This window comes from Bacillus sp. K2I17 (assembly GCF_002209985.1).
GTDB lineage: Bacteria > Bacillota > Bacilli > Bacillales > Bacillaceae_G > Bacillus_A > Bacillus_A wiedmannii.
Map to the genome: position 1 here is coordinate 102,707 of NZ_NJGF01000008.1, position 15,774 is coordinate 118,480.

Sequence of the window (15,774 nt, forward strand, 5' to 3'; positions counted from 1 at the left end):
TCCAAACATTTTATACAGACCAGTAAATTATACCACGGACTATTTCTCTAACTTTAAATAAGAAAAACAGACTATCACACATGTGAAGTCTGTTTCTCCATACTTTTATTTTTGTACATCTGCCCATTTTAAACTTGTAGCTGGACCGAATTGATGTACATATAAATCTTTCACATGCGGCTTTTGTAAGTATGATAATCCGCGCTGGAATACCGGTGCAATTACTGCATCATCCAGTAACATTTTCTCAGCATCTTGCATTGCTTTCCAACGAGCTTTTTCATCATTACCTAATTCTGTTTTAATCTTCTTAATTAACGCATCATATTCTGGGTTTGCATATTCTGTATTGTTCACACTGCTTCCAGAAAGGAATACTTCTAAGTAAGTCATTGGATCTGGATAATCCGGTAACCAGCGTGATAATGACATTTCATATTCTTTCTTCTTCTCTAACGCTAGTTTTTGCGTGTGTGGTTGTAATTTTACATTTATCTTTAAGCCTGGTAAGTTTTTCTCTAGCTCTTCTTTAATGTATTCTCCTACTTTTTTGAAGTTTTCTAAGTCATAGTTTAATAATTCAAGCGTCACTTCATTTGTACCGGTCTCTTGTTTCGCCTTTTCCCAATATTCTTTCGCCTGTTTTACATCAGTTTTATTAAACTCACCTGCTGTACTTCGAAAATCTTTTTTATCTGGACCTTTTAAAAATCCTTTTGGTACGTAATAGTTAGCAGCAACCGAACCATCATTTAAAAATGAAGTCGCAAGTCCTTTCTTATCAAACACTGTACTTAGCGCAAGCCTTGCGTTTTTATTTTTAAGAATCGGTACATTTTCATTGAATCGGAAGAAGTACATAACCGGATCTGTATATTGTTTTAGCTCTTTATTACTTTTATATTTATCGACGAATTCTGTAGAAATGACAGCTCTATCAACTTTATCTGTTTCATATAAATTTACCGCAGTTGAAATTTCTTTAACAATTTGATAGTTTACTTCATCTAGCTTCACTTCTTTCTTATCCCAATACTTATCGTTTTTTTTCAGTGTAAAACTAGCTTCATGCTTCCACTCTGATAATGTAAATGGCCCGTTATACACCGCTTTATTTGCTTCTAATCCGTACTTATCGCCCTGCTCTTTCGCATATTTTTCATTAATTGGATAGAAGGACGGTAAAATTAGTAGTTTCGTAAAATACGGTACAGGATGTTCTAGTTCTACAACGAATGTTTTATCATCCGTCGCTTTTACTCCTAATTCATCTAAACCTAATTGTTTCTTATTTATTTTCTCCGCATTTTTCACATCGTAAGCAATGTATGCATATTGAGAAGCAGTATCCGGATTAATCAGCTGCTTCCAAGCGTATACGTAATTTTGTGCTGTTACTGGATCTCCGTTAGACCATTTCGCTTCACGCAAGTGGAATGTATATGTTTTTCCATCTTTACTTATTTCATATTTTTGTGCTCCAGCCTCAATCACTTCATCATTTTTCGATAAACGGAATAATCCTTCCATTACGTTATTTATAACGTTAAACGATACCGCATCTGTTACTTTCCCTGAATTTAATGACGGAATTTCACCCGTTTCTAGTAACTGTAATACTTTCTTCTCATCTTTCGGCTTTGTCGTTGTTTTTTCTTTTGCGCATCCTACTAAAAATGAAGAAACTAATAGAGTACTAACTAATGAGTAACGAACAACTTTTTTCATTTGAAAACCCCCTCTATTTTTTAAGGTAAGTAACGACGAGCACCAGCGTATTCTTCTATATATCCTGGTGTATTTAGCGGTATAATCTCTACTGATCTTTCAGCTCTTGGTGAGTGAATCATATTTCCGTCACCAATATACATAGCAACATGGTGAACACTACCTTTTCCTTGATCATGTGCAAAGAAGATTAAATCTCCTTTTTGTAAATTTTCTTTATCAACTGCAACTCCATTTCTCGATTGCGGACCTGAATCCCGCGGAATTGTAATACCGTGTGATTTATAAATCGTATGTGTAAATCCAGAGCAATCAAATCCAAAGCCACTTGTACCTGCCCATATATACGGTAATCCTAAAAACATTTTTCCAGTGTTTATTAAATCATCAGCTGTAGGAGTTGGAATATCATTTTGCGAACGGTAAACTGTCCCATCATTTTTTCGTAGCCAAGCTTTCTGTCCGTTTGGTAACAACACGCGGTACAAAATCGTATCTTCACTAAGTAGTGGCAGTCGCGTATTATAGCTCACTTCAAGTGATTTATGTTGTTCAGAAGGATTTATATATAAAATGGCTGTCGGTTTTGTTACTAATACGAAAGGTTCATTTGTTTTATCAGCAAATTCTTGATTATATGTTAACTGTTTTTCGGGCATCCACCCTGGGTAGCCCTCTTCATTTCGAGGTGTTGGCTGACCATGGACTAACACTTTAACCCAGTCCCCTTTTTTATCAACAACCGTTACTTCTTGACCTAACAACGCTTGCGTTTCTAATTTATTTGCATTTGTTAACCAAAGTTTCTCATCAAGCGTCATTGATTTCGTCCACTTCCACAAATCAACTGGGTTTGTAGCGCTCGGTGCATCAATTGGCCGTAATGAATCAGGCGCAGTCCAAAGTGTTGCGGCAGATACATCGATAAACGCTTTACTATCTTTCTTCTCTTCAGCATTTGCTGATGTAAACGATGAAAATATAAATAAAGTTGTTAAAAATGCAGTTCCTACTTTTTTCATAAATATCCCCCTTAAAAGATAGTTTACTAGTCTCTTCTCCTAAGATTTACTATTCACTGTCGTTTGAAGGTTTACCTTTGATCCAGAATAAGTCATTCCTTCCGGTTCTTCCATTAACCAAAGCGGTGCATCCAGATCGAAGTAATGAATATTAGGATGTGCAGCAGCTAAATGGGCTACAGCGCTAACAGAAAGTGAAGATTCCATCATACTTCCGACCATACATTTTACACCAGCTGTTTCGGCAATATCGGCAATACGCCACGCTTCACGTATGCCGCCACATTTCATTAATTTAATATTAATTAAGTCTGCATATCCTCCTTGAACAATTTTCAATGCATCACTCGCTGAAAATATGCTTTCATCTGCCATAATGGGCGTTTGTACATGATCTTTGACATACTTTAACCCATCCCAATCTTTCGCATGAACAGGTTGTTCAATAAACTCGATATTTAAATTACGATTTTCCATCTCTTTAATGATCGTAACCGCTTCTTTTGGATTCCACCCTTGATTTGCATCTAATCGTAACGTCGTATTTTTTGGTACACTATTTCGAATTGCTTCAATACGTTCTAAATCTAAATGAGCAGATTTTCCCACTTTAATTTTTAAAGTTTGAAATCCTTTTTCTACATGTTGCTTTGCCTCTTTCGCCATAATAAAAGGCTCATCTACACTCACCGTAATATCTGTATGAATTTCTTTCTTTCCGCCTAATAATGCGTAAAGTGGAACGTTTTGGTGTTGACAATACACATCATATAAAGCAATATCTACCGCGGCTTTCGCACTTGGGTTTCCAATACAACTCATTTGAATGTGCTGCAGTAACTGCTGAAATTGAATGATATCTTGACCAATTAAACAGGAACGCATCGGTCCTAAAATTGCTTCTTCAATCCCGTTAGCGAAATCACCCGTAATAACTGGTGTTGCGGCTGCAGCCCCCTTGCCAATAACTCCTTCGTCTGTATGAATATATACATCTATACTTTCTATTTCAGTTACGGTACGAAGCGCCGTTTTAAACGGTGTATGAAGATTTACACGTCTACGCTTTACTTTTACATCCGTAATTTTCATATTGTTCATCCTTTCATTGTCTGACAAAGTGGAACCTTAATCCACAAAATAAATTAGTTTTTTACGGACAATTAATCTCCTCTTTCGCTTACTTTTCATATAGGAGATTAATGTGAAATAAAAAAAATCCAGCCATAAGAAGATTCTTATGGCTGGATTTTGTCTAGGAATAGGTAGACAAAGCAGCAATTTGATTATATTTTTTCTGCGCATCTTTTAACGCTACAAGTAGTGCCTTTTGAGACGAACCGAAGTATCTATTTTTTATTTCTGTTACCAATAGTGGATCATTAATATTTTTATGTAGAAACAAATATTTAACGAATTGAGATGTTAATGCAATTGTCGCTGAGCAATCTGCATCTACAATTTCCCCTGTCTCCTTAACAAGTACAAACGCTACAAAATAACTTTTGAACTTTTCGGTAATAGGATTATTTTGAGGTGCTTTCGCATCCCCTACGATATAAATTGTATTTGAAGCGTACACAGCTATCTTCCTTTCTAATACGGGATAACGGTTTTCTTAATAGTCGTATGAGTGATAAACTCAACGTTGATTAAGAAATGTATCCGCTCACCTTGTATTATAATACAATTGACAGAATTTTAACAACATTTATTTCAGTGTATATTCCATAAGTATAAAAACAGCTCAAACTCTTCATTTTTACAATATGTGATTGTTACTTGTACCATGCCATTCATACATAAAAAAACAGCTAGCAATCGCTAACTGTTCTATTACACTACTTCGGCAACACAAATATAGTTTCATTTGACTTTGAAAATTGATATTCTTTTCTCGCAAACTTCAAAATTTCTTCCTCATCGTCTGTTAAATTTTCTATGTTAGTCTTTAAAGAATCCTGGTCTTTCTTTAAAGAGACCAATTGTTTTTTTTGATTCGTTATTGTATCTTTTTTTTCTACGATTATTTCTTGTTGTTTCGTTAAAATAAATTGAAGGTACAAAGTAGCCGCCGCAATAAATATAAACATGAATATAAATCGTCTTAGTTTTTTCTTATTAATTGCTCGCTTCTCATTAGGCTGTGATAGTTGCTCTTCTATATTAGGAACATTTATTCGCTTGAGTTTCCTCATTATGAAATCCCCCTAACACATATATTTTCACTACCCTCGGCATAATCCCTTACTAACTATAATTCTATTCTTATAAAATAAGCTCCTTCACAAAAATATCTTACAAATCAACCAATTAAAGATAGCATTCGACGACATTTCCATATTTACTTTGAATTTTTTTATGTATGCTGCCATAAAATAGTAGTTTCTGTTATTCTTTTTCTATTATTGTAGAAGAGTTTTTTTACACACAAAATACCTTCCCTACATATCGATGTTATAACATGCTTACAAGGAGGAAAAAGATAAAGTGAAACTTTAATTAGTGGGGTTTTTCTTCATCCCCCACTGATTATTAGTTGAACCAATCGGGCTTTTATGGGCAGCCCAACCCCCACCTAACTTCTTTGCCTTCGCTGAATTTTGAGGTGAGGGTCTTACTGCCCATTAATGCGGGATAAATTGTCGTATATTCGATAAAACTGGAATTACTGTTTTAGAACTAAGATTTTGAGCATAGATCACCTGTTAGGAAACTTTACTAAATAAAAAAGCCCCAATTGGGCTTTTTTATTTTACAATTCAATTTCATATTCCATGCTTTTTGCTGTTTCCTCAGCAATCTCCACACCTAACAAATTTTTCACAATATGAAATGACATGTTAATACCAGCTGAAATACCTGCAGATGTAATAATGTGTCCTTCATCTACAAATTTCACATTCTCCATTACTTCTACATTCGGAAAATCTTTTTTGAAGGTTTGAATACTAGCCCAATGCGTTGTTGCTTTTAAGCCTTCCAGTAAACCGGCTTTCGCAAGTAATAGCGCACCCGTACAAACTGAAGTCATTAGCTTTACTTCTTTCATTTGCTGACGAACCCAATTTATTATAATATCATTTTGTACTTCATTTTCCCGAACACCTTTACCACCTGGAATGATTAAAATATCAACTGGTGGTAAATCTTCAATACTATAATCTGGCTTTACCTTTAATCCGTTTCTTGCTGTAATCATTTCTCCATTTTGGCTAACTGTGTAAACAGTAAATGGTTTTTCTTCATCCGCTTCAGTTACAGAAAAAACTTCAAATGGCCCCGCGAAGTCTAACACTTCTACCTCGTTAAATAAAAATATGCCTACGCTCCACTTATTTATCATACGTTCACTTCCTGTTTTAAATGGTGTAAAAGGTGATCATATTCTTTTTCTAACGCAATATCATACGCTGTTTTTCCATCATTTTTCTTAATCGCTTTATTAGCTCCATTTTCAAGAAGTAACATAACTATTTCTTCACTTCCTAATAATGCTGCTTCATGTAACCCTGTCCAACCCCCACTTTGTATAGCATTTACATCTGATCTACTTTCAATTAAGTAAGCAACAAGCTCACTTTGTTTATTCGCTATGGCCGCTTGCAAAGGTGTATTTTCATTTTCGTTTTTTGCTCTAATATGTATATCTGCCCCACTTTCTAAAAGAAAACTTGCTATCTCTTTTTGTCCAAAATAAGCCGATAAATGAAGTAGAGTCCAACCATCGTCACTAAATTCGTTAACAGCACTTGGATTCGTCTTTATAAACTCCACCACTTCTTCCTTATTACCACTTATAATAGCTTGTACTATTGATTGTAAAATCGCCATAATAATCTCCCATCTTTCAAAATATTTAAGTATACTCTTCTATATGTTCTATTGATTATTATAATTTCCTGTTAAAATAACAGTTTACATAATAATATTATCACTCTAATCTCTATCTTTTGTTTTAAATATTAAAAATTTATGTTAAAACAAAAATAATCATGTTTAATACGGAGGAGAAATTATGTTAAAAGTAATGCCTTTAAATAGTGAAGACTATGATTTAATTACAGCTGCTGAAAAAGTAATCGAAAAAAACTATAAATATGGTCGTCATCATATCGGATCAGCTGTAAGAACTAAAACAGGTAATATTTATGCAGCAGTGCATGTTGAAGCGAATGTCGGAAGAATAACAGTGTGCGGTGAAGCTATGGCGATTGGAAAATCTATTTCAGAAGGCAATCATGAATTTGATACCATTGTAGCAGTTGCTCACCCACACCCTCATGAAGACATAGAAAAATGTTGGGTTGTTGCTCCATGTGGTATGTGTCGAGAATTAATAAGTGATTACGGAAAAAATACGAACGTTATACTTTCTTATAATGGTGAACTTGTAAAATGTAACGTAATGGAATTATTACCTGAAAAGTACACAAGTGAAGTAGAATAATCATTCCTGTTTTCCATTCATCAAATAATATTATTCCAATAAAAAACAATCCATTTTAAAAACGGATTGTTTTTTATTTCTTTTATATGCAGTTTATTTTATTTTTCTATTTTCGATAATTATAAAATTATCATTAACAAAAATGAAATTCAAATATTCAAGTACGTATTGCGGTTCGTTTTTCATTTGAAAATCAAAATCCTTTTTCTCCTTACATTCGAAAAATATCAATATAAATTCTCTAAAATAAGCAGTCTTATCATACTAATCTATAACAATTCTGTCTTCTTCCCTTACCTGTTTCCTTTAACACATATGATTTTAAAACAAGCGCTGTTAATGAATCTGTTAATGTTTTATATGATAAATTAGATAACGCTAATAGATCGTTCGTATATAACATTCTATGCTTCTCTAATAATAATAGTACTAATCGTTCCGACGGTTTTAATGCCTCATCACTTTCTAGTATAAAGTCTATATTTTTCATTTCTCTAATTGTTACTCCTTATATAAAAAAATACTTGCACAACTAATTTAATATAAAAATAATACACAACAAGATTTGAAGTATATTAAAATAACATCGTTTCGAAACACTATTATACTATAACATAGAAAAAGCATTTCCCGAAATAGGAAATACTTTTTAAAATTGCTTATATGTTTCTTCCAAACTTACATTATATTTCGAATTCTTATCCGTACAATTTCCTCCTAATTTTTGCTGGTCATACCGATGTATTTGTAATCAATCGAGTTCTTCTAAAATAATATAAACAAATAAAAACGGTTAGTCTATCATACTCTAAACATGAATGAATAACCGTTTTCCAGCTTCTTCTCAAATACATGTACTACCTTAAATATTTCTTGCAATATGCGGCTTACTGTAATGACTTGTACCACCACCGCCTACTACTACTTTACCGCCTTTTTCAAAAATTAATAGTTTACTTGAACCATCTGCAAGAAGTACTATTACTTCAGCATTATTACTTGTTGCTACATAAATTACATAGCCACTTTTTGATATACATGTTTCCCAATTCGCATCAAATTCTGATCTTACTACACGATTGGAATACACTTGATTTTCAATTCTGTCTTGTTCTACGTTTTCCAAATTTATCCCCTACTTCTCTAAAATATCATTTATAGAAAAATAACATTTCTATTTGAAATAGTAACTGCCTTTAATATAAGTAGTATATGTAGTTAGTAGAAGAATGCTTGGACAACCGGAACGTAATACCATGTAAGTAATATACAATTGAAATAAGGCAGCCGATATTATATCGATTGCCTTATTTTCATACATAGTTCTTTATTTTTCGTTTCGCACAGCTTCAAAAGTAAACATTTGACTTGCATTTGACGGTTCTTTTTCATAAACATAGTCAGCGGAGTAAGTAATGTTAGAGAAACCTATACTTTCTAGCAGAAGTTTAAACTCTTCTATTCCATACCAGCGTATCGCAAAGCGTTGTAGTTCTGTTTGTACTAACTGCCCTTTACTCCATTTTTCATATTTTAAATATGATAGAGTAACTTGGTTCAGCCAATCTATTTCAATTGATTTATTTTCTAATGTAATTCCGTCTCCACTCGGCAAAGAAAAAGTCGATGTATGAATCTCTCCTGTTTTCCAGTCATGCGGAAGCATAATATCTACGATTAATCGCCCGCCTGGATTAAGATGTTCATAAAAACATTTCAATGCGTTTATAGAATCTGTACGATTTTCAATTAAACAAAAAGATCCAGTTGGAATGATAATTGCCTCGTATTTATGTGGCAGTGAAAATTGTTGTAAGCTTCCTTCATATAAATTAGGATGTAAGTTTCTCTCTTTACATCGCACGCGGCACGATTCTAGCATTTCAGGTGAATAATCTATCCCATCTACTGTAAAACCAGCTTCAAGAAGCGGGATAATGACACGCCCTGATCCTACCGCTGCTTCGAGAATTCTTCCCCTACAATTTTTTAAACGTTCCTCGTAATACTCAATATCACCATTTAAAGAATAACCGACAGGCTTAGTGAAATCATAAAGTTCCGTGCAAAGTGTACTATAAAAACTAAACATTTATTTTCTCCTCCGTTTTATACGTACGGAAGATTTTCATTCAATTAATCTTCCTGTACCTTTATTTTTAATAAAAATTCGAAAGAGCTGACTGTCATATTATATCACTCGCTTTCCATACAATATAATTATATTGTATAATATTCCATTCAAAATGAACATATGAAAATTCAGAATTATATTGAAAGGAGGATATGATGAATTCAGAATTATATTGAAAGGAGGATATGATGAATTCATTAATTGGATTTATTTTTCTTCTTATCACTTTTAATACACTCATTTTCTTTATAGCAAAGAAATATCAACGAATATGGAAAATAGCCAGTGGTATTTTCATACTTTCTTCGCCACCTTGCACGTAATTGATGAAAAAGTAGGAGATGGATTCGCTGGAGGTTTTGCTGGGCTTACCTTTAGTGGTCTATTGATCGTGAATGCAATTTTTTTATTTGTTGTAAGCATTTTTGTATCTACTAATAAACATTCACATTAAACTCCCCATTTCAAAGTTTAAAGAGCTTACTATGCAGTAAGCTCTTTATTCATAACTATTTATTTCACAATCGGCAATATTACTTCACTTAATTTTACTGTAAGCTTCGTGCCTGCTTTCGGTCTAATCGTATAATCATAGTCACTAGCGATTAAAATGCCCCCTATTTGATGCCCCGCTTTAAATACATAATCATCAGGCTGCATATCCCATGTGAATGTATAATCTTTGCCCGGTTGAATCGCTGTTGAATTTTCTATACTCTTTAAGTTTTGTGGATCCATCCAGCCTCTCGTTACAATTTCCGGCTTTGCTCCACCATAATCAACAAGTAAAGCAGTTAAATTTGATACAGATCGATCAATATTTCCTGTAATTGAAATCTTTGGTGTACCGCTTATACGCGTATCTTTTTGAAGTACAGGCATTGTATACACTAATCGATTGGCTACTTCTAATTCTGGGTTTTCTATTAATTGATTTGATTTCATTTTTGCATCATCCACGAATGAGAAAACTTTATTTGCAGAGCCCATACTTAATGGCAAATTAACTGCTTTGTTACTTAAATACATACGAACTTTTGACGGTACAGCTGCTGGATCCGGCCAATTTTTTATTTTATCCCAAGTTTTATTTTCACGTTGTACATCCACCATCGGTTCATTCATAATCCCATTTTCAATTCCATACAACCAGTAATCGAACCATTTATTTTGTGTTCTTTGCCAATCATTTGTTGATGTTCCACCGTGTCCACCTTGATGTAACCACATTTTACGAGGGACATCATTTTCTCCAAGTGCTTCCCACCACTGCGCAAACTGCTTCGTCTTTACATTCCAATCATTTAAACCATGAACAACAAATACACTTGCTTTTACATTTTTAGCATCTTTTACATAATTACGTTTATCCCAAAAATCATTATAATTACCAGTTTTCCGGTCCTGTCCAGCTGTTAGCTCTTTTATTACTTGTCCGCAAACTTCAGGATTTTCTCTTGTTAGAACTGCTTCTGCCATGTTATCTGTATCTTCTCCTTGGTATCCACCAGGCGCAATGACTGCACCGTTTGCACGATAATAATCATACCAACTACTAATCGCTGCGATTGGAATAATTGTTTTTAACCCTTCCACGCCAGTCGTCGCAACTGCATTTGGTAACGTACCATTATAAGAAACGCCTGTCATACCTACATTTCCTGTTGACCAATCAGCCTTAACTTCCTCACCATTTTCTGTATATGCTTTCGCACGCCCATTTACCCAATCAATGACAGATTTCGTCCCTAATATTTCTTGCTCATCCCCAGTAGTTGGACATCCGTCTGATTTTCCAGTTCCTATACTTTCACCTAAAATGACTGCATAGCCTCTTGGCACATAATAATTTCCGTATGAACCAAGATTAACAGCTCCATACGGTTTCCCTTCATACGCATACAATTCTTCATCTACATTATATACAGGAACATCTTTTAAGCCAGATCGATATGGACTCATTTCATAAATAACGGGAACTTTCACATTCGAATTAGTTTTTGGACGCATAACTTTTACTGATACACGATCCTTTTTTCCATCTCGATCACTATCAACTTCCGTCTCTACAAATAGATTTTCGATAATTGCTTCATCAAGCGAGTAAATCGGTTTTGTCATCCCATTTTCTAATTCGATCTTCGTATTTGATTGTACTCCTTCTGAAACTTTCACATTTAACTTCACGTCATTCTCATTTATGTAGTTTGTTTCTTTATTGTCTGCATACGCAGTCATACTAGAAACTCCTGATGTGACTGATAAAGATAAGATTGTTGATAATGTAATTGCTATTTTCTTTTTCCCCATACTTTTTCCTCCCCATATATGTCTCCTTTTACTATACAATAAAATAACAGAAAATTCAGTTTATATTTCATGCAACAACTTGAAAAATTTGTAGAACACTCTTCAAACGAGCTTTCGAGGTTATACATTCTGATTTACTACTCTCATATAATCAAAAAAAACATCGCCTAATAATAGACGATGCTTTTTATAGTTTCGAATTAGTCATTCTTCATATTAATATAAAATCTTATATCTCGCTCTATTGTAGAGACTCCATAATCAAAACCATGTCTTTCTAAAATACTTTGCACTATCGCTAAACCTAGTCCTGTACCAGAATGGTCTTTACTACGAGAAGATTCTAAGACGTAAAAAGGTTCCCAAATTTTATCGATATCTTTCATTTGTTCGGCATTCATACCATTTTGAATTTGAAAATATATATTTTCATTTCTATCTTCTAAAGTAATTTTTATATTTTGATTTGCTGTATATTTTATCGCATTAGATATTAAATTTTGAAAGACCATTTTCATTTTATTTACATCAGCATTAACAACTGCATCGCTAACATTATAGTTCACTTGCAAATTGATTTCTTTCGATTCCAGTTCAATCTTATGCTTATCTAATATACTTTGGACTAGTGATTTAATATCGAATTCTTCTTTTTCTAAAACATCTCTTTCTAGTTTAGAAAATCGTAATAACTCTTCAATTAGGTTTGAAATGTGATCAGTTTGTTTAATGATTGTATCTATGTATGTACCATCATCTAAACCATCTTTTATTCCCATAGAATATGCTTTCACTAATGCGATTGGAGTCTTTAATTCATGCGTCACATCACCCATAAATCGTTTTAAATGTTCATTTCGATCTGTTAAATCTTCATGCGCTTCATTTAGTTTTTCACTCATGATATTAATACTATTAGCTAAGTCCCCTATTTCATCATTTGTTTTCACTTTCGCTCGTTCAAATTTCAAATTTGAAATATCTTCTGCAACATTACTTAATTCTTTCAATGGTCTGGTGATTGTCGTTGAAAGTATCCATACAAGTACGATAATGAGAAAAATCGTAATGCCAAAAATGTAAAAATAAAATGAATTTAACACTTTTATTATTTCATTAGAATGTGCGATCGAAACTCCTACTAAAATTAACATATCGTCTTTCGCAATGTATTTCACAAAAAAACTAGATTTAATCTTTTCTTGATCATATATTTTATTCGCTTGCCCGAAGTTCTTTACTTTCATTACTTCTTCTTTTGTAATCCAAAGTTTATTAAGGGCAACCCTTTTCCTTGTAAGTTGCATACGTAACTCATCATTAATTCGATCTTCCGAATTGTTAATTGATGTATACGCAATCGTAACATTTCCTTTATTTTCAATGCTAGTAATTGCTTCATCCAGTTGTTTGCTCGGTATGGACTGTATTTGTGCTGTAATACCTTCTAAACTTTCTCGCGTTTTGTAAATATTATATTTCGGTAAAAGATAGTTAATTAATAATAAAGAGATTGTAAAAATAAGAATAACAGTTATAGAAATGCTGAGAAATAGCTTTTTTCCAAGTTTATTCACTCTGCTCCTCCAAACTATATCCTAAACCACGATGCGTCTTTATAATATTTTCTCCTACTTTTTTACGTAATCTTCTTACATGTGTATCAACAGTTCGCTCTTCTCCGAAATAGTCAAATCCCCATACGATATCTAACAATTTTTTTCGAGTTAAAATCATGCCTTTATGATTTAAAAAACACTTTATCAATTCTAACTCTGTTTTTGTAATATCTAACTCTTTGTCATTTTTATAAACTTTATTTTTAGTGAAATCTATTTTCAAATCTTGAACTTGAATGACATCATCATGCTGTATAAGTTTTTTCGCTCTAGTTATTAATACGCCTGGATGAAATGGTTTTTTTACATATTCATCTGCGCCACTTTGAAGTGCTGCTAATTCATCTTCACTTTCACTTTTCGCTGTAAGCATTAACACTTTTACGCTTGAATTCTTTTTTATTTCCTGACAGACAGTAATACCACTATGTTTCGGCATCATCCAATCTAAAACAGCTAAATCAACTTTTTCATCATAAAATATTTGAAGTGCTTCTTCTCCATCTTTTGCTAATAAAACTTCGAAGCCTTCTTTCTCGAAATAAGCCTTTAAAATCCTTAACATATCTTGTTCATCATCTGCTATTAATACTCTCATACATTATCCTCCATTGCTATTAAACAAAAACCAATTGTATTATACAACTTCTTTGTTACATCAATGTGACAGAAAAATATTTGAACGTTTTAAGGGTATAGTAAAAACGAGGTGTTGTATTATGATTAAAAAAATCGGGGTTATTACTCTTCTTTGTTTCTTATTATCAACAAATGTGTTCGCAAATACAAATCAACAAATTGAAGTGTTTGATTGTCAAAAAGAAATGGTCGTTCAAAAACAATCTTTAGATCCAGCTATTCAAAAAGAAGCTGTTCAATACGCTAAATCCATTACTGGCCCGTTCAAAAACTTAAACGTCGTTCCAAAAGATGGTCACATGATAAAAATCCCATTATTTAAACCAATTTCTATTACAAATCAATGGTTACATACAACAATTGATGAAGTACTTATTCTCCTCCCGCTTAATCAAAAACCTTATATTATGCTTTACGATGATGAAAACAATCCGCATTTTTATTATGTGAAAGGTGATCCGAAGGGATTATTGAAACAAATGAATGTTAAATTATAATGTAAGAAAGATCCCACAAATATCATTTGCGGGATCTTTTATTTATCAGTTAGCAACTACATTTTCATTTAAAAAATGAATAACCTGTCTTTTATGATGATTATCATGATCTATAAATTCTTTAATAATATATATAAGAGAATACGGCGTTCCAGTATGAGGACAATGTGATACCCCATTGGCTGTTAAAGGTGTCTTTAGATTTTCATCAGGCAGTAATCTAAGTTCTTTTACGAGTAATTCTCTTTTAGCTTTTGCTTCTTCAAGAAGTTTCACCTTAGATATACCTGATTTAGCATAATTAGATGCTAGTTTATTATATGTATCAAAATCAGGGAACTCCATTCCCTGTCCATTTCTCACTGATAATAATGTCTCACATAAAAGATAGTCATCCCAGTTCATAATATGTGATATGATCTCGCTAATAGTCCATTTCCCCTCTGATATTGGAGCCACCCACAATTCCTCTTTCATACCTTTCAATGTATTTAACCAAATTGAATATTCATTAAAATCATTAATAATTTTATTCTCTCCCATTATCTAATTCCCCATTCTAATAATAGATTCTAATAAATTATACCATCAATCTATACAAAAACGAACAAAAGTTCTATTAGAGAGATAAATATTAATTCACTACATCCTTTTATGTAAGTTCAAATAATGGCTTGCTCCCACAAATTTTATCCCTTTCAAAAATCCACTCGAAGTATAAAATTTGTCACCCTGTTCTGTATCTGTATGTAAGACAACAATATTAAAATATTTTTTCGCTTCGCCTAAAATTCGCACTAACAGTAACCTCCCTAATCCTTTCCTTCGGTATTCTTTTGCAATATAAAATCTCCTTATCCTACCAATCCTATTGTTTTCTGTATATGGGTCCTCATTTAACCCTCCTATTCCAATTAACTTTTCCCCTTGAAAAATACCATATAAACATTCTCCAGTTTTATTAAATATGTTTATTTTATTTTCATATTCACTTATTAGTTTTATTAAGAAATTAAATCCTTCTTCTTTGCTTTCTTGAACAAGATAATCGTGCTCGTATTTCATTAAATCTTCAATTTGTTGAATATGTATATCTTTCAAGTAAATTCCCCCTTAATATAAAAATACGTAAAAATGCTCAAGAATTATTTATTCTGAGCATTTTTATGGTTGTTCTTTTATTTAATTCGTAGTGTGCGTATTCTTCACTTCAGATGTAAATCGATAATATAGTTGTTTTATTTTATTATGAAAATATAAGAGCCTTGCTACACTCTAGTGTGTGGTAAAGCTCTTTAAAGTTGTTTAATTTCTATACATATAAAGATATTTGTACTCAAAAATCATTAATAAAGTTGTTTAATTCTTATTGAAC

The 15,774-nt window shown here is 32.7% G+C and carries 17 protein-coding genes and 1 pseudogene; 3 read left to right on the top strand and 15 right to left on the bottom strand.

Annotated features, from left to right (window positions below):
• Window positions 1-105 precede the first annotated feature (105 nt).
• The 7 genes from CER22_RS12210 to CER22_RS12250 all read right to left on the bottom strand — a co-directional run bounded on the left by CER22_RS12210 (window position 106) and on the right by CER22_RS12250 (window position 6,584).
• Window positions 106-1,728 (bottom strand): peptide ABC transporter substrate-binding protein, encoded by a 1,623-nt coding sequence (locus CER22_RS12210; RefSeq protein WP_088063720.1) that lies wholly within the window; start codon window positions 1,726-1,728, stop codon window positions 106-108.
• A 20-nt stretch (window positions 1,729-1,748) separates the two neighbouring features.
• Window positions 1,749-2,750, bottom strand: coding sequence for a C40 family peptidase (locus CER22_RS12215; RefSeq protein WP_088608838.1), 1,002 nt, complete (start codon window positions 2,748-2,750; stop codon window positions 1,749-1,751).
• Between the two features lie 39 nt (window positions 2,751-2,789).
• On the bottom strand, window positions 2,790-3,851 hold the full coding sequence (locus tag CER22_RS12220) for a dipeptide epimerase (RefSeq protein WP_141555007.1): 1,062 nt from the start codon (window positions 3,849-3,851) through the stop codon (window positions 2,790-2,792).
• Window positions 3,852-4,005: 154 nt separating this feature from the next.
• Complete coding sequence (locus CER22_RS12225) at window positions 4,006-4,332, bottom strand: DUF3870 domain-containing protein (protein ID WP_048547447.1); 327 nt, start codon at window positions 4,330-4,332, stop codon at window positions 4,006-4,008.
• Window positions 4,333-4,591: 259 nt separating this feature from the next.
• Complete coding sequence (locus tag CER22_RS12235) at window positions 4,592-4,948, bottom strand: FtsB family cell division protein (protein WP_001228712.1); 357 nt, start codon at window positions 4,946-4,948, stop codon at window positions 4,592-4,594.
• Between the two features lie 557 nt (window positions 4,949-5,505).
• Complete coding sequence (locus CER22_RS12245; RefSeq protein ID WP_088063722.1) at window positions 5,506-6,096, bottom strand: DJ-1/PfpI family protein; 591 nt, start codon at window positions 6,094-6,096, stop codon at window positions 5,506-5,508.
• Entirely contained in the window at window positions 6,093-6,584 is a 492-nt protein-coding gene (locus CER22_RS12250) for an ankyrin repeat domain-containing protein (RefSeq protein WP_142291758.1), read from the bottom strand. Before CER22_RS12250 ends, CER22_RS12245 begins: the two co-directional genes overlap by 4 nt.
• Before the next feature lie 184 nt (window positions 6,585-6,768).
• Between CER22_RS12250 and CER22_RS12255 the strand changes: the two genes are divergently transcribed.
• The gene (locus CER22_RS12255) at window positions 6,769-7,200 is read left to right on the top strand and encodes a cytidine deaminase (RefSeq protein WP_088608839.1); all 432 of its coding nucleotides are present in this window, start codon (window positions 6,769-6,771) and stop codon (window positions 7,198-7,200) included.
• 259 nt (window positions 7,201-7,459) lie between these two features.
• Here CER22_RS12255 and CER22_RS12260 read toward each other — a convergent pair whose 3' ends face one another.
• From CER22_RS12260 to CER22_RS12270, 3 genes are all read right to left on the bottom strand, one after another.
• Window positions 7,460-7,690 (bottom strand): hypothetical protein, encoded by a 231-nt coding sequence (locus CER22_RS12260; protein WP_000789031.1) that lies wholly within the window; start codon window positions 7,688-7,690, stop codon window positions 7,460-7,462.
• 372 nt (window positions 7,691-8,062) lie between these two features.
• Window positions 8,063-8,326, bottom strand: coding sequence for a hypothetical protein (locus tag CER22_RS12265; RefSeq protein ID WP_000432423.1), 264 nt, complete (start codon window positions 8,324-8,326; stop codon window positions 8,063-8,065).
• Between the two features lie 201 nt (window positions 8,327-8,527).
• Window positions 8,528-9,292, bottom strand: a complete 765-nt coding sequence (locus CER22_RS12270; protein ID WP_088063725.1) for a class I SAM-dependent methyltransferase — start codon at window positions 9,290-9,292, stop codon at window positions 8,528-8,530.
• 230 nt (window positions 9,293-9,522) lie between these two features.
• On the opposite strand from CER22_RS12270, the pseudogene CER22_RS12275 reads away from it, so the two are divergent.
• Window positions 9,523-9,788, top strand: a pseudogene (locus CER22_RS12275) (hypothetical protein).
• Window positions 9,789-9,847: 59 nt separating this feature from the next.
• On the opposite strand, the gene CER22_RS12280 reads toward CER22_RS12275, so the two are convergent.
• The 3 genes from CER22_RS12280 to CER22_RS12290 form a co-directional block, all read right to left on the bottom strand.
• Window positions 9,848-11,644 carry a Xaa-Pro dipeptidyl-peptidase gene (locus tag CER22_RS12280; protein ID WP_088063726.1) on the bottom strand — a complete coding sequence of 599 codons (1,797 nt, stop codon included), beginning with the start codon at window positions 11,642-11,644 and terminating at the stop codon, window positions 9,848-9,850.
• Between the two features lie 200 nt (window positions 11,645-11,844).
• On the bottom strand, window positions 11,845-13,221 hold the full coding sequence (locus CER22_RS12285) for a sensor histidine kinase (protein ID WP_088063727.1): 1,377 nt from the start codon (window positions 13,219-13,221) through the stop codon (window positions 11,845-11,847).
• On the bottom strand, window positions 13,214-13,861 hold the full coding sequence (locus CER22_RS12290) for a response regulator transcription factor (RefSeq protein WP_046959692.1): 648 nt from the start codon (window positions 13,859-13,861) through the stop codon (window positions 13,214-13,216). The genes CER22_RS12285 and CER22_RS12290 overlap by 8 nt, the downstream gene beginning before the upstream one ends.
• Before the next feature lie 121 nt (window positions 13,862-13,982).
• On the opposite strand from CER22_RS12290, the gene CER22_RS12295 reads away from it, so the two are divergent.
• Window positions 13,983-14,399, top strand: coding sequence for a hypothetical protein (locus CER22_RS12295; RefSeq protein ID WP_088608840.1), 417 nt, complete (start codon window positions 13,983-13,985; stop codon window positions 14,397-14,399).
• A 45-nt stretch (window positions 14,400-14,444) separates the two neighbouring features.
• On the opposite strand, the gene CER22_RS12300 is transcribed toward CER22_RS12295, so the two are convergent.
• Window positions 14,445-14,942, bottom strand: coding sequence for a DinB family protein (locus tag CER22_RS12300; RefSeq protein WP_088063728.1), 498 nt, complete (start codon window positions 14,940-14,942; stop codon window positions 14,445-14,447).
• 99 nt (window positions 14,943-15,041) lie between these two features.
• Window positions 15,042-15,500: a GNAT family N-acetyltransferase gene (locus tag CER22_RS12305; protein ID WP_088063729.1), complete on the bottom strand. Its 459-nt coding sequence runs from the start codon at window positions 15,498-15,500 to the stop codon at window positions 15,042-15,044.
• Between the last annotated feature and the right edge of the window lie 274 nt (window positions 15,501-15,774).

Excerpts from the sequence above, each read along its gene's own strand:
- CER22_RS12210 (WP_088063720.1), bottom strand. The coding sequence starts at position 1,728 with ATGAAAAAAGTTGTTCGTTACTCATTAGTTAGTACTCTATTAGTTTCT.
- CER22_RS12215 (WP_088608838.1), bottom strand. The coding sequence starts at position 2,750 with ATGAAAAAAGTAGGAACTGCATTTTTAACAACTTTATTTATATTTTCA.
- CER22_RS12220 (WP_141555007.1), bottom strand. The coding sequence starts at position 3,851 with ATGAACAATATGAAAATTACGGATGTAAAAGTAAAGCGTAGACGTGTA.
- CER22_RS12235 (WP_001228712.1), bottom strand. The coding sequence starts at position 4,948 with ATGAGGAAACTCAAGCGAATAAATGTTCCTAATATAGAAGAGCAACTA.
- CER22_RS12245 (WP_088063722.1), bottom strand. The coding sequence starts at position 6,096 with ATGATAAATAAGTGGAGCGTAGGCATATTTTTATTTAACGAGGTAGAA.
- CER22_RS12250 (WP_142291758.1), bottom strand. The coding sequence starts at position 6,584 with ATGGCGATTTTACAATCAATAGTACAAGCTATTATAAGTGGTAATAAG.
- CER22_RS12255 (WP_088608839.1), top strand. The coding sequence starts at position 6,769 with ATGTTAAAAGTAATGCCTTTAAATAGTGAAGACTATGATTTAATTACA.
- CER22_RS12260 (WP_000789031.1), bottom strand. The coding sequence starts at position 7,690 with ATGAAAAATATAGACTTTATACTAGAAAGTGATGAGGCATTAAAACCG.
- CER22_RS12270 (WP_088063725.1), bottom strand. The coding sequence starts at position 9,292 with ATGTTTAGTTTTTATAGTACACTTTGCACGGAACTTTATGATTTCACT.
- CER22_RS12280 (WP_088063726.1), bottom strand. The coding sequence starts at position 11,644 with ATGGGGAAAAAGAAAATAGCAATTACATTATCAACAATCTTATCTTTA.
- CER22_RS12290 (WP_046959692.1), bottom strand. The coding sequence starts at position 13,861 with ATGAGAGTATTAATAGCAGATGATGAACAAGATATGTTAAGGATTTTA.
- CER22_RS12295 (WP_088608840.1), top strand. The coding sequence starts at position 13,983 with ATGATTAAAAAAATCGGGGTTATTACTCTTCTTTGTTTCTTATTATCA.
- CER22_RS12300 (WP_088063728.1), bottom strand. The coding sequence starts at position 14,942 with ATGGGAGAGAATAAAATTATTAATGATTTTAATGAATATTCAATTTGG.